General features: G+C 39.2%; 21 protein-coding genes. 20 read left to right on the top strand and 1 reads right to left on the bottom strand.

Annotation, left to right across the window (positions count from 1 at the left end; genetic code table 11):
• Positions 1 to 245: 245 nt before the first annotated feature.
• Positions 246 to 599 (bottom strand): DUF3397 family protein, encoded by a 354-nt coding sequence (locus tag ACEE75_RS08245; RefSeq protein ID WP_354368930.1) that lies wholly within the window; start codon positions 597 to 599, stop codon positions 246 to 248.
• Between the two features lie 166 nt (positions 600 to 765).
• On the opposite strand from ACEE75_RS08245, the gene rplK reads away from it, so the two are divergent.
• The 20 genes from rplK (at position 766) to ACEE75_RS08145 (ending at position 23,223) form a co-directional block, all read left to right on the top strand.
• Positions 766 to 1,191 carry a 50S ribosomal protein L11 gene (gene rplK, locus ACEE75_RS08240; protein ID WP_354368929.1) on the top strand — a complete coding sequence of 142 codons (426 nt, stop codon included), beginning with the start codon at positions 766 to 768 and terminating at the stop codon, positions 1,189 to 1,191.
• Positions 1,192 to 1,291: 100 nt separating this feature from the next.
• Positions 1,292 to 1,981, top strand: coding sequence for a 50S ribosomal protein L1 (gene rplA / locus ACEE75_RS08235; protein ID WP_354368928.1), 690 nt, complete (start codon positions 1,292 to 1,294; stop codon positions 1,979 to 1,981).
• A gap of 322 nt (positions 1,982 to 2,303) precedes the next feature.
• Positions 2,304 to 3,257, top strand: a complete 954-nt coding sequence (locus ACEE75_RS08230; RefSeq protein WP_172054378.1) for an IS30 family transposase — start codon at positions 2,304 to 2,306, stop codon at positions 3,255 to 3,257.
• A 119-nt stretch (positions 3,258 to 3,376) separates the two neighbouring features.
• The gene (gene pyrH, locus ACEE75_RS08225; protein ID WP_447575282.1) at positions 3,377 to 4,108 is read left to right on the top strand and encodes a UMP kinase; all 732 of its coding nucleotides are present in this window, start codon (positions 3,377 to 3,379) and stop codon (positions 4,106 to 4,108) included.
• Positions 4,109 to 4,118: 10 nt separating this feature from the next.
• The gene (gene frr / locus ACEE75_RS08220) at positions 4,119 to 4,676 is read left to right on the top strand and encodes a ribosome recycling factor (protein ID WP_427894465.1); all 558 of its coding nucleotides are present in this window, start codon (positions 4,119 to 4,121) and stop codon (positions 4,674 to 4,676) included.
• Positions 4,677 to 4,776: 100 nt separating this feature from the next.
• The gene (locus tag ACEE75_RS08215; protein WP_447575283.1) at positions 4,777 to 5,634 is read left to right on the top strand and encodes a CvfB family protein; all 858 of its coding nucleotides are present in this window, start codon (positions 4,777 to 4,779) and stop codon (positions 5,632 to 5,634) included.
• 2 nt (positions 5,635 to 5,636) lie between these two features.
• On the top strand, positions 5,637 to 6,092 hold the full coding sequence (locus tag ACEE75_RS08210) for a DUF1801 domain-containing protein (RefSeq protein WP_447575284.1): 456 nt from the start codon (positions 5,637 to 5,639) through the stop codon (positions 6,090 to 6,092).
• Positions 6,093 to 6,191: 99 nt separating this feature from the next.
• Positions 6,192 to 6,701 (top strand): peptide-methionine (S)-S-oxide reductase MsrA, encoded by a 510-nt coding sequence (gene msrA / locus ACEE75_RS08205; protein ID WP_427894471.1) that lies wholly within the window; start codon positions 6,192 to 6,194, stop codon positions 6,699 to 6,701.
• A complete protein-coding gene (locus ACEE75_RS08200; RefSeq protein WP_447575285.1) occupies positions 6,698 to 6,913 on the top strand; it encodes a YozE family protein in 216 nt (71 codons plus the stop codon). The genes msrA and ACEE75_RS08200 overlap by 4 nt, the downstream gene beginning before the upstream one ends.
• 76 nt (positions 6,914 to 6,989) lie before the next feature.
• Positions 6,990 to 8,009: a PhoH family protein gene (locus tag ACEE75_RS08195; RefSeq protein WP_447575286.1), complete on the top strand. Its 1,020-nt coding sequence runs from the start codon at positions 6,990 to 6,992 to the stop codon at positions 8,007 to 8,009.
• A 147-nt stretch (positions 8,010 to 8,156) separates the two neighbouring features.
• Positions 8,157 to 8,654 (top strand): rRNA maturation RNase YbeY, encoded by a 498-nt coding sequence (gene ybeY / locus ACEE75_RS08190; protein ID WP_447575287.1) that lies wholly within the window; start codon positions 8,157 to 8,159, stop codon positions 8,652 to 8,654.
• Complete coding sequence (gene dagK / locus ACEE75_RS08185) at positions 8,635 to 9,039, top strand: diacylglycerol kinase (RefSeq protein WP_354368910.1); 405 nt, start codon at positions 8,635 to 8,637, stop codon at positions 9,037 to 9,039. The genes ybeY and dagK overlap by 20 nt, the downstream gene beginning before the upstream one ends.
• A gap of 110 nt (positions 9,040 to 9,149) precedes the next feature.
• The gene (gene era / locus ACEE75_RS08180) at positions 9,150 to 10,049 is read left to right on the top strand and encodes a GTPase Era (RefSeq protein WP_447575288.1); all 900 of its coding nucleotides are present in this window, start codon (positions 9,150 to 9,152) and stop codon (positions 10,047 to 10,049) included.
• 91 nt (positions 10,050 to 10,140) lie between these two features.
• Complete coding sequence (gene mutM / locus ACEE75_RS08175; protein WP_447575289.1) at positions 10,141 to 10,962, top strand: DNA-formamidopyrimidine glycosylase; 822 nt, start codon at positions 10,141 to 10,143, stop codon at positions 10,960 to 10,962.
• A complete protein-coding gene (coaE, locus tag ACEE75_RS08170; RefSeq protein ID WP_427894543.1) occupies positions 10,959 to 11,567 on the top strand; it encodes a dephospho-CoA kinase in 609 nt (202 codons plus the stop codon). The genes mutM and coaE overlap by 4 nt, the downstream gene beginning before the upstream one ends.
• Before the next feature lie 3 nt (positions 11,568 to 11,570).
• Positions 11,571 to 11,717, top strand: coding sequence for a 50S ribosomal protein L33 (rpmG, locus tag ACEE75_RS08165; protein ID WP_354368904.1), 147 nt, complete (start codon positions 11,571 to 11,573; stop codon positions 11,715 to 11,717).
• Between the two features lie 46 nt (positions 11,718 to 11,763).
• On the top strand, positions 11,764 to 12,000 hold the full coding sequence (secG, locus tag ACEE75_RS08160) for a preprotein translocase subunit SecG (RefSeq protein ID WP_354368902.1): 237 nt from the start codon (positions 11,764 to 11,766) through the stop codon (positions 11,998 to 12,000).
• A 54-nt stretch (positions 12,001 to 12,054) separates the two neighbouring features.
• A complete protein-coding gene (gene rnr, locus ACEE75_RS08155) occupies positions 12,055 to 14,382 on the top strand; it encodes a ribonuclease R (RefSeq protein WP_447575290.1) in 2,328 nt (775 codons plus the stop codon).
• A complete protein-coding gene (gene smpB / locus ACEE75_RS08150) occupies positions 14,345 to 14,812 on the top strand; it encodes an SsrA-binding protein SmpB (protein WP_354368898.1) in 468 nt (155 codons plus the stop codon). The genes rnr and smpB overlap by 38 nt, the downstream gene beginning before the upstream one ends.
• A gap of 230 nt (positions 14,813 to 15,042) precedes the next feature.
• Entirely contained in the window at positions 15,043 to 23,223 is an 8,181-nt protein-coding gene (locus tag ACEE75_RS08145) for a MucBP domain-containing protein (protein WP_449173624.1), read from the top strand.
• Positions 23,224 to 23,591: the final 368 nt, after the last annotated feature.

Below are 23,591 nucleotides of genomic sequence, written 5' to 3'. Positions count from 1 at the left end.
TTTGTGGTGAACAACAAGTATAGCACAGAGGTGTTTTCTTATACCTTACATCAGATTTCATTTGACAACAGGAACCCTTGAAGCTGTTTTTTCAGCTAAACCAAGGCTATGATTAGCCTTGGGCACCTAGCCTAACAGCTTCAAGCCTGTTATCAAATGAAATCATCAACTTACTCAAACATAGTGAAACATCTAATTCTTGACTAAGGTAAGGTGGCTAACTTCATTATAGAACTTTCGTCGAATCATCCCATTAAAAATACAGCAAGTACTGTCATAATGTAAGCTGCTAATGTGACAAAAAAGCCAAATCTCCAAAAAAATTTAAAGAAGGCTCTGAAATGAAAGCGTTGTGTTGTGCGTACTTGATAGATGGTTAAGATAAGAGCAAGTAGAGACATCAAAATGGCATAAAAAGGTAAGTAATGATGGACAAAAAAATGTCCAGATACTAAGACCAACTCTAGAGCATATAAAGGAAGAGCTAGGTCAGCCGCATTGAGATCAAACCGCCTTAATTTAAAAATCGATACAAGAACATAAGTGAAGGCTAATGTCAAAAAAATAAAGACAATCGCAAGTAATTTATACATATCCATGATTTTTATTTTATAGCAAAGACAAAAGAATGTAAATCATTTGTTAAAAAAACTTGCATTATTTATTGAACTGCGTTATACTATTCCAGTATGCTATTTGAGCATATCTGTGGGAGGTAAAAATATTTCAATTACCGAAAGAACCACAACAGGAGGATTTTATATCATGGCTAAAAAAGTCGAAAACATCGTAAAACTTCAAATTCCTGCTGGTAAAGCAACACCAGCTCCACCAGTTGGACCAGCACTTGGTCAAGCAGGAATCAACATCATGGGATTCACTAAAGAGTTTAACGCTCGTACAGCTGATCAAGCTGGTATGATCATCCCAGTTGTTATCTCAGTTTATGAAGATAAGTCATTTGACTTCATCACAAAAACACCACCAGCTGCTGTTCTTTTGAAAAAAGCTGCAGGTGTTGAAAAAGGTTCAGGTGAGCCAAACAAAACTAAAGTTGCAACAGTTACTCGTGCACAAGTACAAGAAATTGCTGAAACTAAAATGCCAGATTTGAACGCTGCGTCAGTTGAAGCTGCAATGCGTATGATCGAGGGTACTGCTCGTTCTATGGGATTCACTGTTACTGACTAATTTAACGTAACAACCCAAGACCCGCATGACCTCATCGTAATTTGATGGGTGACGTGGGAGATGAAAATCGATATAACCACATTACAAGGAGAATTTTAAAATGGCTAAAAAAAGCAAACAATTGCGTGCTGCTCTTGAAAAAATCGACAGCACAAAAGCTTACAGCGTAGAAGAAGCTGTAGCACTTTCAAAAGAATTAAACTTTGCAAAATTTGATGCAACAGTAGAAGTTGCCTACAATCTTAACATCGACGTTAAAAAAGCTGACCAACAAATCCGTGGTGCAATGGTATTGCCAAACGGTACTGGTAAAACTTCACGCGTTCTTGTTTTTGCTCGTGGTGCTAAAGCTGAAGAAGCTAAAGCAGCAGGTGCAGACTTCGTTGGTGAAGAAGATCTTGTTGAAAAAATCAACGGTGGATGGCTTGATTTTGACGTTGTTATTGCAACACCAGATATGATGGCTGTTGTTGGACGTCTTGGACGTGTCCTTGGACCACGTAACTTGATGCCAAACCCTAAAACTGGTACAGTAACAATGGATGTTACTAAAGCAGTAGAAGAGTCTAAAGGTGGTAAAATTACTTACCGTGCTGATAAAGCAGGTAACGTACAAGCTATCATTGGTAAAGTATCATTTGAAGCAGACAAATTGGTTGAAAACTTCAAAGCCTTTAACGATACAATCCAAAAAGCTAAGCCGGCTACAGCTAAAGGAACTTATGTCACAAACCTTACAATTACAACTACTCAAGGTGTTGGGATTAAGGTTGACGTTAACTCACTTTAATGAAAAGAAAGAAGAGTCTAGGAGGCTCTTCTTTTTATATGGTTTGATCAGAAAAATTATTTTCGAAAGTTCTATAATGAAGTTAGCCACCTTACCTTAGTCAAGAATTAGATGTTTCACTATGTTTGAGTAAGTTGATGATTTCATTTGATAACAGGCTTGAAGCTGTTAGGCTAGGTGCCCAAGGCTAATCATAGCCTTGGTTTAGCTGAAAAAACAGCTTCAAGGGTTCCTGTTGTCAAATGAAATCTGATGTAAGGTATAAGAAAACACCTCTGTGCTATACTTGTTGTTCACCACAAACACAAGGAAAGGCACAGAGATGCAAAAGTATTATACACCAAAAGGGAAACATTTGACAATAGATAACCGTCGCTTGATTGAGCGGTGGAAACTTGAAAATAAGTCCAATCGTGAAATTGCAGGCTTGCTTGGAAAGGCTCCTCAAACAATTCATAATGAAATCAAGCGTGGGACAACCTTACAACAAGTGCGAAAAGGGGTCTACAAGAAAGTTTATTCTGCTGATTATGCACAAACTGTTTACCAATCCAATCGAAAACGGTCGGTTAAAAAGATAATCCTAACGAAAGAAATGAAAGAGAAGATTTTACACTATCATAAGCAAAAATTTTCGCCTGAAATGATGGTTAAGAAGAAGCAAGTGAAAGTTGGTATTTCAACTATCTACTATTGGTTTCATAATGGTCATTTAGGTTTGACAAAAGCGGATATGCTTTATCCTAGAAAATGGAAAGCTGTCAAGAAGCAAGCCAGTCCGAACTTTAAGCCAGCTGGTAAATCAATTGAAGAGCGACCGGAGGTCATCAATCTTCGATTGGAAAACGGTCATTATGAAATTGATACAGTTCTACTAACCAGAGCGAAAAATCAGTGTCTTTTAGTCTTAACCGACCGACGAAGTAGACACCAAATCATAAGATTAATTCCAAATAAAACTGCTGAATCTGTCAATCAGGCACTTAGGTTACTAATAGCTGAGTATCATATTTTATCAATAACTGCAGATAATGGTTCGGAATTTAGTCGATTGGTTGAAGTGTTTCCTGAGGAACATATCTACTATGCACATCCCTACTCTTCATGGGAAAGAGGTTCAAATGAAAACCATAATCGATTGATTCGGAGATGGTTACCTAAAGGAACCAAGAAAACGACTCCGAAAGAAGTCGCTTTTATCGAAAATTGGATTAATAACTACCCTAAAAAATGCTTGGACTACAAGTCGCCAAGTGAATTTCTTTTGGGTGGCTAACTTCAACTTGAAATTTGGGGAAAAATTATTTTTTCCAAAAGCTAAAGATTTTGGGTTTTCACCTACCTAAAAAGGTAATTTTATGATAAAATAGTACAGATAAAATAAGGAGTGAAAAAATGGTAGAACCAAAATATAAGCGTGTTTTAATTAAACTATCGGGTGAAGCTTTGGCAGGCTCTAAGGGAGTTGGCATTGATATCCCTACAGTTCAAGAAATTGCTGCAGAGATTAAAGATGTAAAAGATTCTGGCGTCCAAATTGCTCTTGTTATCGGAGGGGGTAACCTTTGGCGTGGTGAGCCAGCTGCAGCAGCTGGTATGGATCGCGTTCAAGCAGACTATACAGGAATGCTTGGAACAGTGATGAATGCTTTGGTCATGGCTGATGCTCTTCAACGTGAGGGGGTTGATACACGCGTTCAAACTGCTATTCCAATGAATCAAGTAGCAGAGCCTTATGTTCGTGGACGTGCGCTTCGTCACTTGGAAAAAAATCGTATTGTCATCTTTGCTGCGGGTGTCGGTTCACCTTATTTTTCAACAGACACGACATCTGCTCTTCGTGCGGCAGAAATTGAGGCAGATGCCATCTTGATGGGGAAAAATGGTGTTGATGGGGTCTATAATGATGACCCACGTAAAAATGCAGATGCTTACAAATTTGATGAGTTAACGCATATGGAAGTGTTAAAACGTGGGCTTAAGATTATGGATTCTACGGCAAGTTCTTTGTCTATGGATAATGATATCGATTTGGTAGTCTTTAACTTAAACGAGCCAGGCAACATCAAACGTGTTGTTTTGGGTGAGCATATTGGAACTACCGTGACAAATAATATTTCAGAATAAGGAGTAGGAAATGGCAAACGCTATTATTGAAAAAGCTAAGGAAAGATTTGAGCAATCACATCATGCTCTTGCACGTGAATTTGGAAGCATCCGCGCTGGCCGTGCTAACGCAAGCCTTTTAGATCGTATTCAAGTTGAGTATTATGGTGCCATGACACCACTGAACCAGTTGGCTTCTATCACTATTCCAGAAGCACGTGTTCTCTTGATTACGCCGTTTGACAAGTCTGTCTTAAAAGAAATCGAACGTGCGATCAATGAGTCAGATTTAGGGATTAACCCAGCAAATGACGGATCAGTTGTTCGTTTGGTTATTCCAGCTCTAACAGAAGAAACACGTCGTGATTTGGCAAAAGATGTGAAAAAAGTTGGGGAAAATGCTAAAGTTGCTATCCGCAACATCCGTCGTGATGCTATGGATGAAGCTAAAAAGCAAGAAAAAAATAAAGAAATCACAGAAGATGAGTTGAAAGCTCTTGAAAAAGAGATTCAAAAAGCTACAGATGAAGCTGTGAAGCATATTGATGGCATGACAGCTAACAAAGAAAAAGAATTGTTAGAAGTCTAAAATCACTTAAAAGTAGAAAATAAACGAACAACGGGATCGTCCTAGTTAGCGTCAACCAGTTGCTCGTTTTTTTGGGTTTTAAACCAAGGAAAGAAAAAAGATGAAAACATTATTAGCAACAGTCCTAACAGGGATGATTACAGATGAAAACAAAACTTATTATTTTGTTCAAAAAGACGGCTTAACCTTTGCGCTTTCTAAAGAAGAAGGGGAGCATCAACTTGGAGATATGGTTCAAGGGTTTGCCTACTCAGATATAAAACAAAAGTTACGTTTGACAACAAAAGAAGTGTCAGCCACTCAAACCACCTATGGTTGGGGACAAGTAACAGAGGTGCGTCGAGATTTAGGAGTTTTTGTAGATACAGGTCTTCCAGATAAACAGGTTGTCGTGTCTTTAGACCTTTTGCCTGAGATGAAAGAGTTGTGGCCTAAAAAAGGCGACCAACTTTATGTGCGCTTAGAAGTGGATAAAAAAGAGCGTATCTGGGCTATTCCAGCGGAACCAGAAGTGTTTCAAAAGCTAGTAGGAAAAGCCTATGACAATATGCAAAATCAAAATCTTCGTGCTATTGTTTATCGATTGAAATTAAGTGGTACTTTTGTGTATTTACCAGATAATAATATGCTAGGTTTTATTCACCCTAGTGAGCGTTTTTCTGAGCCAAGACTAGGAGAGGAAGTGATGGCACGTGTGATTGGATTTAGAGAAGTTGATCGTACTTTAAATCTTTCTTTGAAACCACGTTCCTTTGAGATGTTAGAAAATGATGCACAGATGATTTTAACCTACCTTGAGAGTAATGGTGGTTTTATGACTTTAAATGATAAGTCTAGCCCAGAAGACATTAAGGCTACTTTTGGTATTTCTAAAGGTCAATTTAAGAAAGCTTTAGGTGGGTTGATGAAAGCTAAAAAAATTAAGCAAGATCCTTTGGGGACAGAATTAGTCGATTAATGATGCTAGATCAATTTTTAAGGCAAGTTCCAGACGAGCGACGAGAAGCTTTTTTAAAGTTACGTCAAGAAATCATCACCCATTTACCAAAAGGATTTGTGGAGACTGTGGATAAGAGTTTCATTCATTATCAAGTTCCACTTGATCTTTATCCACAAGGTTATCATGTTGGAAAAGATACTCCGCTTCCTTTTTTATCCTTAGCCTCTCAAAAAAATGGTATTTCCCTCTATCACATGGGGCTTTATATGGACAAAGATTTGGAAAATTGGTTCAAAGAAGCTTATCAGTCCCAGGTACCGACAAAACTAGATATGGGAAAATCTTGTGTGAGACTGAAAAATCCAAAGCATATCCCTTTTGCACTAATGGGAGAGTTAGCCAGCCGATTGACAGTATCAGATTATATTGCCCTGTATGAAAAAACACATCTAAAAAATCAGAATCAGCAGTCTTAAGGATATGTCAAACCTAGTTTAGCATTTTACCTATTTGATTTTTCTGACAAGAATGAGGAAATATGATATAATGCTAAAAAATTTGAAGGAGTCTGGTCTATGGAAAGAGCGATTTTTGCAGGTGGTTGTTTTTGGTGTATGGTAAAACCTTTTGAAACATTGGAGGGAATTTTGTCTGTTCGGTCAGGTTACACAGGTGGACATGTGGAAAACCCCACTTATGAACAGGTCTGTACAAAGACTACAGGTCATACAGAAGCTGTGGAAATCATTTTTGACCCAGAAAAAATTTCGTATGCCGATTTGGTGGAAATCTATTGGGCGCAAACTGATCCAACGGATGCTTTTGGTCAGTTTGAAGATCGTGGAGATAATTATCGACCAGTTATTTTTTATACTTCAAAAGAGCAAAAGCGTATTGCAGAAGACTCGAAGTTAGCATTAGAAGTGTCTGGTCGATTTGATCGACCTCTTGTGACCAAGATAGAGCCTGCTTGTCCATTTTATGTGGCAGAGGATTACCATCAGGCCTTTTATCGTAAAAATCCAGAACGTTATGCTTTATCGAGCCAACGTCGTCGAGAATTTCTAGAGAGGAAGTGGCAATGAGAAAATCTTTTTATACTTGGCTAATGACGCAACGTAATCCCAAAAGTCATGCCCCTGTTGCCCTTTTAGCTGACCATGTTTTTTCAGAATATGACTTTCCAAAACAAAGTGATGATTTTGATGAAGTGAGTCGATTTTTAGAAGAGAGAGCCAGTTTTTCTTTTCCGATGAGTGATTTTGATCAGATTTGGGAAGAGTATTTAGCCCATTAAGCCCAGAGAAAATCTCCGATTTGAGAGATTTTTTTGTTATAATAGAGTAAGTGATTTAAACTAAAGGAGTTTGGCTTTGCAAAATTATTCTATCGATGTCATCTTGAAGCATCCTGATGATGTCTTAAGTTTATTTGGAACGAATGAACGTCATTTAAAATTGATTGAGGCTGAACTAGGAGTGACCATTCATGCCAGAGTGGAGCGTGTTCAGATTATCGGCTTAGAGGAACAAGATGTTGAGATGGCTAGACAGGTCATTGAAGCCTTGCTTGTTTTGGTGAGTCGTGGGATGTTGATTGGGACTGCAGATGCCGTGACGGCGATTTCAATGGCTAAAAACCATGAAATTGATAAGTTTGTTGCTCTTTATGAAGAGGAAATTATTAAAGATTCGTATGGCAAGCCGATTCGTGTTAAAACCTTGGGGCAAAAAGTTTATGTGGATAGTGTCAAAAACCATGATATTGTTTTTGGGATTGGCCCAGCAGGAACAGGCAAGACCTTTTTAGCGGTTACTTTAGCTGTTACAGCACTCAAACGTGGACAGGTCAAACGGATTATTTTAACACGTCCAGCAGTTGAAGCAGGAGAAAGTCTAGGTTTTCTACCAGGTGATCTAAAGGAAAAAGTTGACCCTTATCTTCGTCCCGTTTATGATGCCCTTTATCAGATTTTAGGAAAAGAGCAAACCAATCGTTTGATGGAGCGAGAAATTATCGAAATAGCTCCTCTAGCTTATATGCGTGGTCGAACCTTGGAAGATGCTTTTGTTATTTTAGATGAAGCGCAAAATACCACTATTATGCAGATGAAGATGTTTTTGACGCGTCTTGGTTTTAATTCTAAGATGATTGTGAATGGGGACATCAGTCAAATTGATTTACCAAGAAATGTGAAGTCTGGTTTAATTGATGCTAAAGAAAAGTTAAAAGGAATTACACAGATTGATTTTGTTCACTTTTCAAGTAAGGACGTTGTTCGTCACCCTGTTGTAGCAGCGGTTATCAATGCCTATGAAACTTCTAGTGCAGATAGACCTGACAAAGCTAGTTTTGAAACGATTGGCCAACTAGGAAATGATCAAAAACAATGAGCATTAGGTGGCAGTAAGCTGAGGGGCTTTAAATGAAGTCAAAGATTTAAAAAGCGATGTTAGGCTAACAAGATAAAGGCTGGAGTGACTATTTCAGCCTTTTTATGCTATAATAGGGTAAATGAAACTGTGAAAGAAGATTAAGTAATGTATATTGAATTAATAGATGAAACAGGGCAGCTTTCTGAAGAGATGAAGCAACAGACCTTAGATATACTGAATTTTGCTGCAGAAAAAACTGGCAAAGAGGATAAAGAGATGGCAGTGACGTTTGTGACTAACGAGCGTAGCCATATCCTAAACTTAGAATATCGTGATACGGATCGCCCAACAGATGTGATCAGCCTAGAATATAAACCAGAGGTCCCCATCACATTTGATGAGGAGGATCTAGCAGATAACCCAGATTTACTTGAGATGATGTCAGAGTTTGATAGCTATATTGGTGAGTTATTTATTTCTATTGATAAGGCACGAGAACAGGCAGAAGAGTATGGTCATAGTTTTGAGCGAGAGATGGGCTTTTTGGCGGTTCATGGCTTTTTACATATCAATGGTTATGATCACTATACACCTGAAGAAGAAAAAGAGATGTTTGGTTTACAAGAAGAGATTTTAACTGCCTATGGACTTACGCGACAATAATCCACAAAAGAAGTGGAAAAATAGAAATTTATCAGATAGCCTAGAGTTTGCCATCACAGGGATTTTTACGGCCTTTAAAGAAGAACGTAATATGAAAAAGCATGCTATATCAGCTGTTTTGGCTGTGATAGCAGGCTTGATTTTTCGTGTGTCAGCCGTAGAATGGCTATTTTTGTTAAATAGTATTTTTTTAGTGATCACGTTTGAAATCATTAATTCAGCTATTGAAAATGTTGTGGATTTGGCATCAAATTACCATTTTTCTATGCTGGCAAAAAATGCTAAAGACATGGCAGCAGGTGCGGTACTGGTGGTTTCAGGTTATGCCTTTATCACGGGGCTTATTATTTTTGTGCCGAAAGTTTGGACGTTATTGTTTGGATAAAGAGAATGTTATAAAGACCTGAGATGTGGTCTTTTATCAGTATGTTCTTGTTTTTTAGAGAAAGGAAGAACCATCAGAGCGATTAAGTATTTGATGGACGTGGTATTTAGATGGTATTTAAATCTGGTTTTGTGGCGATTTTAGGTCGTCCTAATGTTGGGAAATCTACATTTTTAAATTATGTGATGGGACAAAAAATTGCCATCATGAGTGACAAGGCGCAGACAACGCGTAATAAAATTATGGGAATCTATACCACTGCTGAGGAGCAGATTGTGTTTATTGATACCCCAGGAATCCACAAACCTAAGACTGCACTAGGTGATTTTATGGTGGAGTCTGCTTATAGTACATTGCGTGAAGTGGATACGGTTATTTTTATGGTGCCCGCTGATGAAGCACGAGGAAAAGGTGATGATATGATCATCCAGCGCTTAAAAGCAGCTAAGGTTCCTGTTATCCTAGTTATTAATAAGATTGATAAGGTCCATCCAGATCAATTATTAGAGCAGATTGATGATTTTAGAAGTAAAATGGATTTTAAAGAGATTGTTCCTATCTCTGCCACTCAGGGAAATAATGTCAATCGTTTGATGGAGATCTTATCTGACCATCTCGAAGAAGGTTTTCAGTATTTCCCAGAAGATATGATTACGGATCATCCAGAGCGTTTTTTAGTGTCTGAGATGATTCGAGAAAAAGTGCTCCATTTGACTCAGCAAGAAGTGCCCCACTCTGTTGCAGTTGTGGTAGATTCCATGAAGCGTGATGAAGAGACTGATAAGGTTCATATCCGTGCGACGATTATGGTTGAGCGTGATAGTCAAAAAGGCATTATCATCGGTAAAGGTGGTACTATGCTTAAAAAGATTGGCTCTATGGCACGTCGTGATATTGAAATCATGCTAGGTGATAAGGTCTTTCTTGAAACTTGGGTTAAGGTGAAGAAAAATTGGCGGGATAAAAAGTTAGACCTTGCTGATTTTGGATATAACGAAAAGGAATATTAGAAAGAGAACGTGCTCTCTAAAAGGAACTTGATATCTTGTTCATGTGATCCATGCTTGACGAGTCAGAATGAGTAAAATGAGGTGAAGTGACGTGCCAGAATTACCTGAGGTCGAAATTGTAAAACAAGGTTTAAATCAACAGATTAGAGGTTGTCGCATTAAAGCGGTGCATCTGACTTATGCAGGTATTGTTAAGTCTAATGTGGAAACCTTTCAAACTACACTTGTGGGTTTAACGATTTTAGAGGTGAAACGTCGTGGGAAATACCTGATTTTTGATTTTGGTGATGTGGCTATGGTTTCGCATCTTCGCATGGAAGGAAAGTATTTTCTGTTAAAAAACGGGGAGTCTGCTAACAAGCATTGTCATGTTTTTTTCGAGCTTGATAGTGGACTGCGCTTGGTCTATCAAGATGTGCGAAAGTTTGGGACTATGGAAGTCATGGCAACAAATGAGTTGCCAAGCTATTTTCAAAAAAAGCATATTGGTCCAGAACCAACAGAAGAGGATTTTTTGTTAGGTCCATTTCAAAAAGCGCTGGCTTCTTCATCAAAGAAACTTAAACCCTATCTTTTAGAGCAAAGCTTAGTGGCAGGACTAGGGAATATCTATGTAGATGAGGTCTTATTTGCCGCTAAACTTCATCCCGAACGCCTCAGTAAAACCTTGTCACCTCTAGAGGTAAAAATCTTGCGGAAAGAGATTATCCGTATCTTACAGTTAGGGATTGAAAAAGGTGGCTCAACTATTCGGACTTATCAAAATGCTTTTGGTGATAATGGCACGATGCAAGACTACCATCAGGTTTATGATAAGCTCGGTCAACCTTGTCCTAGGTGTGCAAGCCCCATTGAAAAAATAAAAGTAGGAGGAAGAGGGAGTCATTTTTGTCCCTCTTGTCAGCAACTATGAAATCAACACTCATTGGACTTACAGGGGGGATTGCTTCTGGAAAATCAACGGTTACGACTATCTTACGAGAGAAAGGTTATCTCGTCATTGATGCGGACCAGTTGGTCCATGATCTCCAAAAACAAGGTGGGCACCTGTATCAAGCCCTTGTAGAAGCTTTTGGTGATGAGATTTTGTTGCCATCAGGGGAACTTGATCGTCAAAAGTTAGCACAGTTAATTTTTTCAAATCCTTCTCATCAAGAAAAGTCAGCGCGTCTTCAAGATCCTATCATTCGTCAAGCATTATGGGATGAAAAGGAAAGAGCTTTAAAAGAGCATTCCCTTGTTTTTATGGATATTCCCCTTTTGTTTGAAAAAGATTTTGGAGAGTGGTTTGATGTGATTTGGCTGGTCTATGTCGATCACGAAAGCCAAGTGAAACGCTTGATGAAGCGCAACGGTTTTTCAAAAGAAGAGGCTCTCAAACGCTTATCTTTTCAGATGCCTCTAGAAGATAAGAAAGTCTTGGCAGATGAGGTGATTGACAATAGAGGCAATCTTTTGCAATTAGAAAATCAAGTGAAAGCTCTGCTTTTGCAACTTTTAGAAAGGAAGAAGGATTAGACCTTGCGTGTTAAAATTAACCTCAAGTGTTCAGAATGTGGGAGTAAAAACTACCTCACCAGTAAAAATAAACAGAATCATCCTGAAAAAATTTCAGTGCCTAAATACTGTCCCAAGGAAAGAAAAGTAACCCTTCACCTTGAAAGTTAATCTAATTTATGATAGACTACTAAGGACGATAGTGGAGGGAAATAATATGTACGATTTATTACTGACATCACTTTTGGTTTTATCAGTGATTTTAATTATTGCAATCTTTATGCAACCTCAAAAAAATCCAAGTAGTAATGTCTTTGATAGCTCTGGCTCAGAAGCACTTTTTGAACGAACAAAAGCACGTGGTTTTGAAGCTGTGATGCAACGTTTTACAGCGATTTTGGTATTTTTGTGGTTGGCGATTGCTTTGGCACTTGCCGTATTATCAAGTAGATAAGAAGTGGGCTCTGACTATGTCTGGCTCATTTTTTTTCAGAATTGAAAGGAAAAAATGAAAGAAGATATTTTAAACTATTTAAAAGAAGAAGGGAAATCTAGCGTTGATGATCTTGCTAAAGCCTTAGATTTGGCGAGTTCGACAGGCTTTCGTGATCTAATTAAGACGATTTCATCTATGGAAAGTAAGGGGTTGATTTCCTTTGATGACAATGGCGATATTTCTCTAAAAGAGAAAAAGTCTAAAAAAGAAGAAGTGACTCTTCAAGGGATCTTTCGAGCAAATAAAGCAGGTTTTGGTTTTGTGTCCATTGATGATGCTGAGGAAGATCTCTTTGTAGGAAGAAATGATGTGGGGCATGCGATTGATGGAGATACTGTTGAGGTTGCCATCAAAAAAGTGGCCAATCGTTTAAAAGGCACAGCTGCAGAAGCCCGTGTGGTTAGAATTGTGGATCATGCCTTAAAAACGGTGGTAGGAAAATTTGTTTTAGATGACGAAAAGCCCAAGTATGCAGGTTACATCAAGAGTAAAAATCAAAAAATTACACAGAGAATCTATATTAGAAAAGAACCTGTTGTTTTAGACGGCACAGAGATTATTAAGGTTGATATTGAAAAATATCCCACTAAAAAGCATGATTATTTTGTTGGAGCTGTTCGGGACATCATCGGTCACCAAGGTGATACAGGAATCGATGTGTTAGAAGTTCTAGAGTCTATGGATATTGTCTCAACTTTCCCTGATGCTGCTCTTGCTGAAGCTAATCAAGTACCAGATTATCCCCTTGAAAAAGATTATATGGGGCGCGTTGATCTGAGAGATGAGGTAACCTTTACCATCGATGGAGCAGATGCTAAAGATTTAGATGATGCTGTCCATATCAAAAGCTTAGAAAATGGCAATATGGAGTTAGGTGTTCATATCGCAGATGTTTCTTATTATGTGAAGGAAAATTCAGCACTGGACCGTGAAGCTCTGGCGCGTGGGACCAGTGTCTATGTGACTGATCGTGTTGTTCCGATGCTTCCTGAGCGTCTGTCAAATGGTATTTGCTCGCTTAATCCCAATGTTGATCGCCTAACTCAGTCAGCTATTATGGAAATTGATCACCATGGGCGCGTGGTGGATTACCAGATTACTCAAACGGTGATTAAGACGAGTTTTCGGATGACTTATAGTGACGTCAATAAAATCTTAGCTGGGGATGAGACCTTGACGGCGCAATACGAAACGATTGTACCTAGTCTTCATCTGATGGCAAAATTGCACCAAATTTTAGAGAAGATGCGCGAAAAACGTGGCGCTTTAAATTTTGATACTTCAGAAGCTAAGATTATTGTCGATGATAAGGGGCGTCCAGTGGATATAAAGCTCAGACAGCGTGGTGTGGCAGAGCGGATGATTGAGTCCTTTATGCTAGCGGCAAATGAGTGTGTGGCAGAGCATTTTGCTAAGAAAAATCTTCCCTTTATTTATCGTATTCACGAGGAGCCAAAGGCTGAAAAGTTACAAAAATTTATCGATTATGCGAGTGTTTTTGGGATGAAAGTCCAAGGAACAGCTAATAAAGTTACACAAGGGGCACTTCAAGACTTTATGAAAGCCCTTGAAGGACAACCAGGTAGTGATGTTCTTTCTATGATGTTGTTGCGTTCGATGCAACAAGCTAGATACTCTGAGCATAATCATGGGCATTATGGTCTCGCTGCAGAATTTTACACTCACTTCACTAGCCCTATTCGTCGTTATCCTGATTTATTAGTCCACCGTATGATTCGTGAGTACAACCAAGTGACAGCTGAGAAGATTGAGCATTTTCATCACCGTATTCCAGAGATTGCCAAGGAAACCTCAAGCTTAGAAAGACGTGCTATTGATGCAGAGCGCGTGGTTGAGGCTATGAAAAAAGCTGAATATATGGAAGAGTTTGTTGGACAAGAGTTTGAAGGTGTGGTTTCAAGTGTGGTGAAGTTTGGTCTCTTTGTCGAGTTGCCAAATACGATTGAAGGGCTTATTCACATTACAAATCTCCCAGAATATTATCATTATAATGAGCGTATGATGTCACTAGAAGGTGAAAAGTCAGGAGTAGTCTTCAGAGCTGGTCAACAGATCAAGGTACAATTAACCAAAGCAGATAAAGAAACAGGAGACATTGACTTTATATATCTTCCTAGTGAGTATGATGTCGTTGAAAAATCAGCTCGTAAAGGGAGAGGAAAAGCAAGGAAGTCTGAAAAATCAAAACAAACACATGGTTCAAAGCAAAAAGGAAAATCTTCTTCTAAAGAAAAGAGCAAAAAACCTTTTTATAAAGAGGCCATGAAGAAAGGAGGAAAGCATGGTAAAGGGTCAAGGAAACGTCGTCGCTCAAAATAAAAAAGCAAGACATGACTATACGATTGTGGATACCTATGAAGCAGGAATTGTACTGACAGGAACTGAAATAAAAAGTGTTCGTGCAGCTCGTATAACTTTGAAAGATGGCTTTGCTCAGATTAAAAATGGAGAAGCTTGGTTAAATAATGTCCATATTACCCCTTATGAGCAAGGCAATATTTGGAATCAAGATCCAGATCGCACCAGAAAACTGCTGTTGAAAAAAAGAGAAATTGAAAAACTTTCTAATGAGTTAAAAGGAACTGGTATGACCTTAGTTCCTTTGAAAGTTTATCTGAAAGATGGCTTTGCCAAGGTTCTTTTAGGACTCGCTAAAGGGAAGCATGATTATGATAAACGTGAATCCATTAAACGTCGTGAACTGGATCGTGATATCAAACGTCAGATTAAAGCTTATAATCAGAGATAGTTAAAAGGATGCGTCAGCCATGCAAGACGTGTGGCTGATTTATCCATTCTAATCTATCTCTCGTTTTTTTTTTTTTAATAAACTATTATTAAAATGTATTAAAAGTAATACTAAAATCGTTAAATGCGATGCGAATTAGTTGCAAATCCTATAAGAAATAGGTAAAATAATTTTGTAAGCTCTGATTCAGATTGAATTGGAGATTAAAAAAAATAAAGGAGCATTATTCAATGTTAGACAAGAAAAAGGCAAAGCTTCGTCGTCAACAAGAAGCCGCAACTGACAAACGTTTCCGTTATTCGATTCGTAAATTTAATGTCGGTGTAGCATCTGTTGCGATTGCAGCTTTTATGTTTTTAGGAGGAGGAGCTGTCGTATCAGCGGATGATACAGCAGTATCAGAGCCACAAACAGCAGCTTCAAGCACAGGAGATAGCAGTAGCACGACTTCGGAAGCCCCAACGGCAACTAGCACAGAAGCTACTTCAACAGCATCAGAAGCTTCAACAAGCTCAGAATCAGCTGCAACAAGTACAGAAGCTACTTCAACAGCATCAGAAGCTTCAACAAGCTCAGAAGCCGCAACATCAGAATCAGCTACAACAAGTACAGAAGCTACTTCAGAAGCAACAAGCACAACAGCTTCAACAGCATCTGAAACAGCAAGTAACACAGCTTCAACACCAACAACTGTTGAAGAGGCAAAAACTGTTCTTGAGCAGGTAATCTCAGAAGCAGAAGTTTTAGCACAAGAAGCTAGCCGTCAAGCAGCAAGCTCAACAGAAGATGCTACAGCTCTTCAAACAGCATCAGAAGCAACAAAATTGGTTGCCACAGAAGCAACAGTGACATTTAACAATGCACTTGCAACACTTGACGAAGTTAACGCACAAATCACTGCTGTTCGTACAAATGTTGAAGCACTTGCTTTGGAATTGCGTAAATATTATCCAAATGGTGACATTGTAGCCTTGATGAATACAACAACTTCAGCTACAACTACGACTTCACTTGATGTTACTAATCCAAATTCAGTTGCTTATGCGCAACAAGGTGTTTGGGAAATACCAGATCCAGTAAAAGCAGCAAATTCAGGTCTGCCAGTAGCTGATCAACCCGCTACTATTCAAGAAGCTGATAAAAACTATCCAGCAGGTTATTCAGGTGACCAAGATGCCAATCGTGATACTTTCTTGATCTATAATCTTGATACCATAAATGGTTATGGCGATGGTAATAACTTCAATGACTGGGTAGGCAAAAACTACTATATCACTTTCTCAGTTTCAACCGATAAGGCTGAGCGTGAAGCGAATGATGTCGTTTATGCAAAATTGGTAGAAAAAACAGCCAACGGAGATAACGTTGTTAATACTATTCAATTGAAACCTGGCGTAAAAAACAACTTTGATGAATTGAAAGTTCTTGAAGGAAATAAAGAACACAATACTACTTATAGTTTTCTTTACACTGTTCAAACAACAGGAGGAACTACTCGTAATCTTTCGATTTCTAACACAAATGGTACTAATCAAAATACACATCTATATAACAAATTAGAAACAGCTAAGGTAGGAACTAAATATAATAGCTCAACTGCGCTTGTACCAGGTACAACGACACAAACAACAACTTACTATGTAAAAGAAAATGCAGATACTGATCGTCCACGAGAAATGCTAGCTAAGTATACTCAAAAAGATGGTTTGGTTGGTGATAAGTTCCACATAGCTGGTCCAATTGACTTTAATAATTATGAATTAATTTCTTCAGAACTTCCAACGGTAACATCAGGAATTTTAGCGTCAGATTATACTAAAGGAGCTCAGTGGGTTGTTCTTCGTGGAAATTATAATGAAGCTCGTTTATTAACAATTACTGATGAAGATGGTTCTCTTCAGTATCAAATGTATATGTTAGATCCACAAAATCCAAATTGGGCAAACTTCTACAAAAATAACATGGAAAAAGCTACTATTGCTGATTTAAAAGATTATTTCAAATTAATGTTTACGTCAGAAGTTATTGCTCCGGGTAATAAAAATACAAAAGAAGGATTATTTGAAGAGAAGTTCTATGAAGCTAATAAGTTAGTTCTTGAAAATACAATCGTTCAAGTATTAGACAAAAACGGAGATGTTTTAGGTACTTTAAGTGATGATAAAACAACGATAAACGTTCCTAATGGGAAAAATATCTCTGTAGCTAAAGCAACTGATACTATGGTGACAGATGTTAACGGGGATCTTTATACGGTTAATCATCTTAAAGTTTATAAAACAGATGCAGATGGTAACTATGTTGATGCAGATGGCAATATCTTGACACCACTTAAATGGCGTGTTGATGCTCCGCAGAGAAAAGTAAATGGTAAAGATGAGATTTACCCTGGATACGGAACAGAAACTCCATTTACTACAGACACTATTAGAGTTGAAACAGGTCCTTGGGACAAGGCTAATATGAATGAAGCTACTGAGTCTGTTTGGTATTATGGTTGGAACTACCACACAGCTTCGGACGAAACTCGTTTAACTGATAGCGAAGCAGGAAAAACTGCTTGGGATGTTGGTGGACTTGAAATGAGTATGCCAAACAACAACCTGAAGAATGAACAACACGTACGTTACTGGTACTCTGAAAAAGGTGGCGTTGAAGTTCATTACGTAACATCAGATGGTACAGTTCTTACAGACTTTACTGCTAAAGATGGTTCTACAGTTGCTGACAAGAATGTTGTTGTAGATCATGGTGATACTGATTCAGCTTACGATACAACATCAGTTCGTTACGAAAGTATCACTGCTGCTGACGGTACAGTTTACTACTACAAAGAAATTGATACCACAGCTGCAAACCTTCACCCAGTTGTAGATGACACCACTGACACAGACTATCGTGCAAATGAGAAAATTGATGCAGAAACTGGAACAATTAAAACAGATACGGTTAAACAATTAACTTATGTCTACGAAAAAGCTGGTAGTGTAATTGTAAACTACATCACTGAAGATGGTACTCCACTTTCAGGTACAACAAATACTGGAGCTACAACAGCAAGCACAGTTGATGATACCAAAGATGGTAAACCAGGTTCTACATACGATACAACTGACTTGAAACCAACAACGATCACTACTGCTGACGGTAAAACTTATGAGTTGGTTCCAGCATCTACAGTTGGTGATGAAACTGGTACTGTAGAAGCAGGTGTAACTAAAGAAGTAACTTATGTCTACAAAGAAGTTAAAGGTGACGTTATTGTTCATTACGTTGACCAAGATGGTAATCCAATCTCAGGTACAACAGATGCAGGTACAACAACAGCAAGCACAGTAACAGATACACCAGAAAGCTCAACAGGTACTCCATACGATACAACAGACCTTAAACCAAACACCATCACAACAGCTGATGGTAAAGTTTACCGCCTTGTTCCAGCAGCGACACAGGGTAACGAAAAAGGTGACGTTGTTGTCGGAACAACAGAGATTACTTATGTTTATGAGTTGGTTGAAGGTGATGTTATTGTTCATTACGTTGATACTGAAGGCAACACAATTGCATCTGATGTAACGGATACACCAACGTCTGACACAGGTACAGACTACGATACAACTGATAACAAACCAGAAAAAATCGTTAACGACGAAACTGGAGATGTCTACTACTACAAAGAAGTTAAAGCTGGTGATAACGAAACTGGTAAAGTTGTAGAAGGTACAACTGAAGTTACTTACATCTACGAAAAAGCTGGTAGCGTTAATGTTAACTATGTAGATACAGATGGTAACCCACTAATTGCCCCAGTTGCGGATGTGACGGATGGTAAACCAGCTTCAGACTATGACACTCTTGTTGATAACAAACCTGAAACAATTGCTACTGCAGATGGCAAATTGTATCGCCTTGTTCCAGCAGGAACTTACAACGTAGGTACAGTTTCAGATGATAACAACTTGACAGCAGCTGGCAACGGTACTGCAACAGGTGTTGATTCAGTAACAGGTACAGTTGAAGCAGGTACAACAAAAGAAATCACTTACGTTTACGAAGAAGTGAAAGGTGACGTTGTAGTTGAGTACTACGATACAGATGGTAATGTCATCGCTACAACTGTAGTTGATACACCAACATCATCAACAGGTACACCATACAACACCTTGGATCAAAAACCAGCAACAATCACAGCAGCAGACGGTACAGTTTACTACTACAAAGAAGTGAAATCAACTTCAGCAGCTGAAGATGGTACTGTTGTAGAAGGTACAACAACTGTTCAATATGTTTATGAAAAAGCTGGATCTGTTAACGTTAACTATGTTGATACAGATGGTAACCCAATTCAAGCACCAGTAGCAGATGAAACAAACGAAAAAGCTGGAACAGAGTACAGCACAACAGACAACAAGCCAACAACAATCACAACAGCAGATGGTAAGACTTACAAACTCGTTCCAGCAGGTACTTACAATGTTGGTACTGTAGGCGAAGGCAACAACCTGACTGCAGCTGGTAACGGTACTGCAACAGGTGTTGATTCAGAAACAGGTGCAGTTGAAGCTGGTACAACAAAAGAAATCACTTACGTATATGAAGAAGTGAAAGGTAATGTTGTTGTTAACTACATCACTACTGACGGTACAGTAATCAAACAACCAGTTGAAGATACACCATCTTCATCAACAGGTACTCCATACACCACAACAGACAACAAGCCAACAACTATCACAACAGAAGATGGTAAGACATACCGCCTTGTTCCATCACTTACAAAAGGTAATGAAACAGGTGACGTTGTAGAAGGTACGACTGAAGTAACTTATGTTTACGAAGAAGTCAAAGGCGATGTTGTTGTTGAGTACTACGATACTGAAGGTAACTTGATTTCAGGTATCTCAGATTCAGGTGAAGCAGTTGATACGAAAGAAGTTGATACACCATCAACATCAACAGGTACTGCTTACAACACTGATGAAGACCACAAACCAAACACCATCACAACAGCAGACGGTACAGTTTACTACTACAAAGAGGTGAAAGACACTTCAGCTTCAACAACAGGTGAAGTTGTAGAAGGTACAACAACTGTTCAATACGTTTACGAAAAAGCTGGAAATGTTATCGTTCACTACATCACAGAAGATGGAACAGTGATCAAGGCTACTGTAACAGACGAAGAAAACGCTGAACCAGGTAAGTCTTACACAACAACAGATAACAAACCAACTACTATTACAACAGAAGATGGAACAGTTTACGAATTGATCCCAACAGCAACTATCGGAAACGAAGATGGTTCAGTAGAAGCTGGTAAGACAATCGAAGTGACTTATGTATACCGTAAGGTTGAAACACCAACTCCAGACGTGAAGACAGGTTCAGTTGTTATCCGTTATGTTGAAGCAGGTAACGAATCAAACGTTCTGAAAGATCCAGTTCTTGATGAGAATGCTGTTGTAACAGGTACTAAGTACGATACGACTGACGAAGGCGACAAGCCAGCTGAAATCGTGAAAGACGGCGTTCGTTATGTATTGGTTCCATCTAAAACAACTGCTGTAGATCCAAATGGTAACCCAGTTACTGAAACAGGTGAAGTTGCTGAAGGTACAACTGTAGTAACCTACAAGTACCAGAAAGTCGCTAACTGGATTCCACAAATTCCTGCAACACCAGAGAATCCAACTCCAGTTAACCCAGTAATCCCTTACCCATTCGATCCAACTAACCCAGATAAGCCAATTGATCCAACAACCCCTTACCCAGGTGGTGAAGTTCCATCCATTCCACATGTTCCAGGTTTCACACCAGTAGATCCTAAGACCAACGAACCATTGAAACCAGTTGATCCAACAGATCCAAGCAAGGGTTATGTGCCACCAACTCCAGACGAGTCAGGTATTGACACACCAATCCCTTACGTTCAAAATGGTAACGTTGTGGTGAACTATGTGACTGAAGATGGTACAGTCATTAAGGCACCTGTTCAAGACGAAACAGACGCTCCAGCAGGTAAGTCTTATGACACAACTGACAACAAGCCAAACACTATCACTACAGAAGATGGTACAACTTATGAGCTTGTTCGTGTGGAAGGTTCAGAAACAGGTACAGTTGAAGGTGGTAAGACTACTGAAGTAACTTACGTTTACCGTAAAGTAGAAACACCAACTCCAGACGTGAAGACAGGTTCAGTTGTTATCCGTTATGTTGAAGCAGGTAACGAATCAAACGTTCTGAAAGATCCAGTTCTTGATGAGAATGCTGTTGTAACAGGTACTAAGTACGATACGACTGACGAAGGCGACAAGCCAGCTGAAATCGTGAAAGACGGCGTTCGTTATGTATTGGTTCCATCTAAAACAACTGCTGTAGATCCAAATGGTAACCCAGTTACTGAAACAGGTGAAGTTGCTGAAGGTACAACTGTAGTAACCTACAAGTACCAGAAAGTCGCTAACTGGATTCCACAAATTCCTGCAACACCAGAGAATCCAACTCCAGTTAACCCAGTAATCCCTTACCCATTCGATCCAACTAACCCAGATAAGCCAATTGATCCAACAACCCCTTACCCAGGTGGTGAAGTTCCATCCATTCCACATGTTCCAGGTTTCACACCAGTAGATCCTAAGACCAACGAACCATTGAAACCAGTTGATCCAACAGATCCAAGCAAGGGTTATGTGCCACCAACTCCAGACGAGTCAGGTATTGACACACCAATCCCTTACGTTCAAAATGGTAACGTTGTGGTGAACTATGTGACTGAAGATGGTACAGTCATTAAGGCACCTGTTCAAGACGAAACAGACGCTCCAGCAGGTAAGTCTTATGACACAACTGACAACAAGCCAAACACTATCACTACAGAAGATGGTACAACTTATGAGCTTGTTCGTGTGGAAGGTTCAGAAACAGGTACAGTTGAAGGTGGTAAGACTACTGAAGTAACTTACGTTTACCGTAAAGTAGAAACACCAACTCCAGACGTGAAGACAGGTTCAGTTGTTATCCGTTATGTTGAAGCAGGTAACGAATCAAACGTTCTGAAAGATCCAGTTCTTGATGAGAATGCTGTTGTAACAGGTACTAAGTACGATACGACTGACGAAGGCGACAAGCCAGCTGAAATCGTGAAAGACGGCGTTCGTTATGTATTGGTTCCATCTAAAACAACTGCTGTAGATCCAAATGGTAACCCAGTTACTGAAACAGGTGAAGTTGCTGAAGGTACAACTGTAGTAACCTACAAGTACCAGAAAGTCGCTAACTGGATTCCACAAATTCCTGCAACACCAGAGAATCCAACTCCAGTTAACCCAGTAATCCCTTACCCATTCGATCCAACTAACCCAGATAAGCCAATTGATCCAACAACCCCTTACCCAGGTGGTGAAGTTCCATCCATTCCACATGTTCCAGGTTTCACACCAGTAGATCCTAAGACCAACGAACCATTGAAACCAGTTGATCCAACAGATCCAAGCAAGGGTTATGTGCCACCAACTCCAGACGAGTCAGGTATCGACACACCAATCCCTTACGTTCAAAACGGTAATGTTGTGGTGAACTATGTGACTGAAGATGGTACAGTCATTAAGGCACCTGTTCAAGATGAAATAAACGCTCCAGCAGGTAAGTCTTATGACACAACTGACAACAAGCCAAACACTATCACAACAGAAGATGGAACAGTTTATGAGCTTGTTCGTGTGGAAGGTTCAGAAACAGGTACAGTTGAAGGTGGTAAGACTACTGAAGTAACTTACGTTTACCGTAAAGTAGAAACACCTGCTAAGAAGGTTGTAACAAACCACGTTGACGAAGACGGTAACCCAATTGCACCGCAAGAAGAAGGTACAACACCTAACAAGTCAATCCCAGAATACGAGTTCACAGGTAAGACTGTAACAGATCCAGACGGTAACACAACACATATCTACCGTAAGGTAACTAAGGTTGTAACAAACCACGTTGACGAAGAAGGCAACCCAATTGCACCGCAAGAAGAAGGTACAACACCTAACAAGTCAATCCCAGGTTATGAGTTCACAGGTAAGACTATTACAGATGAGAATGGTAACACTACTCACATCTACCGTAAAGTTGTTACTCCTGTTGACCCAACTGACCCAGTTACCCCAGAAGATCCAACAGATCCAGTAACACCAGTTACTCCTGTTGATCCAAAAGCTCCAGTTCAGCCAGGTGTTCCAGTTAAACCAGAAACACCAGCTAAACCAGGTGTTCCTGCTAAGCCAGAAGCACCAGCTAAACCAACTTATGTTGCAGAAACTCTTCCAAACACAGGTGAAGATAACTCAGCATCTGTTGCAGCTATGGGAGCAAGCATGATCCTTGCATCACTTGGACTTGCTGCAAAACGTCGTCGTAAAGAAGACTAATTGTAACAATAAAAAGAGGCATATTGTCTCTTCAGAATGAAGACAAACATCTCGATTGATGTTTGTCTTTTTCTGTTTTCCAGCCTAAAATTAAAAGGTATACTGCCTCTTTTTTAAGATTAAAAGAAGGCGAAAGTTCTATAATGAAGTTAGCCACCTTACCTTAGTCAAGAATTAGATGTTTCACTATGTTTGAGTAAGTTGATGATTTCATTTGATAACAGGCTTGAAGCTGTTAGGCTAGGTGCCCAAGGCTAATCATAGCCTTGGTTTAGCTGAAAAAACAGCTTCAAGGGTTCCTGTTGTCAAATGAAATCTGATGTAAGGTATAAGAAAACACCTCTGTGCTATACTTGTTGTTCACCACA

It is taken from the genome of Streptococcus sp. 11273D007BT, from assembly GCF_053547195.1.
The sequence above is the reverse complement of the archived record's forward strand: the minus strand, read 5'-3'. Positions and strand labels throughout refer to the sequence as shown.

Coding starts and splice junctions, on each gene's coding strand:
- ACEE75_RS08230 (WP_172054378.1), top strand. CDS start 2,304: ATGCAAAAGTATTATACACCAAAAGGGAAACATTTGACAATAGATAAC.
- frr (WP_427894465.1), top strand. CDS start 4,119: ATGGCAAACGCTATTATTGAAAAAGCTAAGGAAAGATTTGAGCAATCA.
- rplA (WP_354368928.1), top strand. CDS start 1,292: ATGGCTAAAAAAAGCAAACAATTGCGTGCTGCTCTTGAAAAAATCGAC.
- rnr (WP_447575290.1), top strand. CDS start 12,055: ATGAAAGAAGATATTTTAAACTATTTAAAAGAAGAAGGGAAATCTAGC.
- rplK (WP_354368929.1), top strand. CDS start 766: ATGGCTAAAAAAGTCGAAAACATCGTAAAACTTCAAATTCCTGCTGGT.
- ACEE75_RS08245 (WP_354368930.1), bottom strand. CDS start 599: ATGGATATGTATAAATTACTTGCGATTGTCTTTATTTTTTTGACATTA.
- ACEE75_RS08210 (WP_447575284.1), top strand. CDS start 5,637: ATGCTAGATCAATTTTTAAGGCAAGTTCCAGACGAGCGACGAGAAGCT.
- pyrH (WP_447575282.1), top strand. CDS start 3,377: ATGGTAGAACCAAAATATAAGCGTGTTTTAATTAAACTATCGGGTGAA.
- dagK (WP_354368910.1), top strand. CDS start 8,635: ATGGACTTACGCGACAATAATCCACAAAAGAAGTGGAAAAATAGAAAT.
- ybeY (WP_447575287.1), top strand. CDS start 8,157: ATGTATATTGAATTAATAGATGAAACAGGGCAGCTTTCTGAAGAGATG.
- ACEE75_RS08200 (WP_447575285.1), top strand. CDS start 6,698: ATGAGAAAATCTTTTTATACTTGGCTAATGACGCAACGTAATCCCAAA.
- ACEE75_RS08215 (WP_447575283.1), top strand. CDS start 4,777: ATGAAAACATTATTAGCAACAGTCCTAACAGGGATGATTACAGATGAA.
- era (WP_447575288.1), top strand. CDS start 9,150: ATGGTATTTAAATCTGGTTTTGTGGCGATTTTAGGTCGTCCTAATGTT.
- msrA (WP_427894471.1), top strand. CDS start 6,192: ATGGAAAGAGCGATTTTTGCAGGTGGTTGTTTTTGGTGTATGGTAAAA.
- smpB (WP_354368898.1), top strand. CDS start 14,345: ATGGTAAAGGGTCAAGGAAACGTCGTCGCTCAAAATAAAAAAGCAAGA.
- ACEE75_RS08145 (WP_449173624.1), top strand. CDS start 15,043: ATGTTAGACAAGAAAAAGGCAAAGCTTCGTCGTCAACAAGAAGCCGCA.
- secG (WP_354368902.1), top strand. CDS start 11,764: ATGTACGATTTATTACTGACATCACTTTTGGTTTTATCAGTGATTTTA.
- coaE (WP_427894543.1), top strand. CDS start 10,959: ATGAAATCAACACTCATTGGACTTACAGGGGGGATTGCTTCTGGAAAA.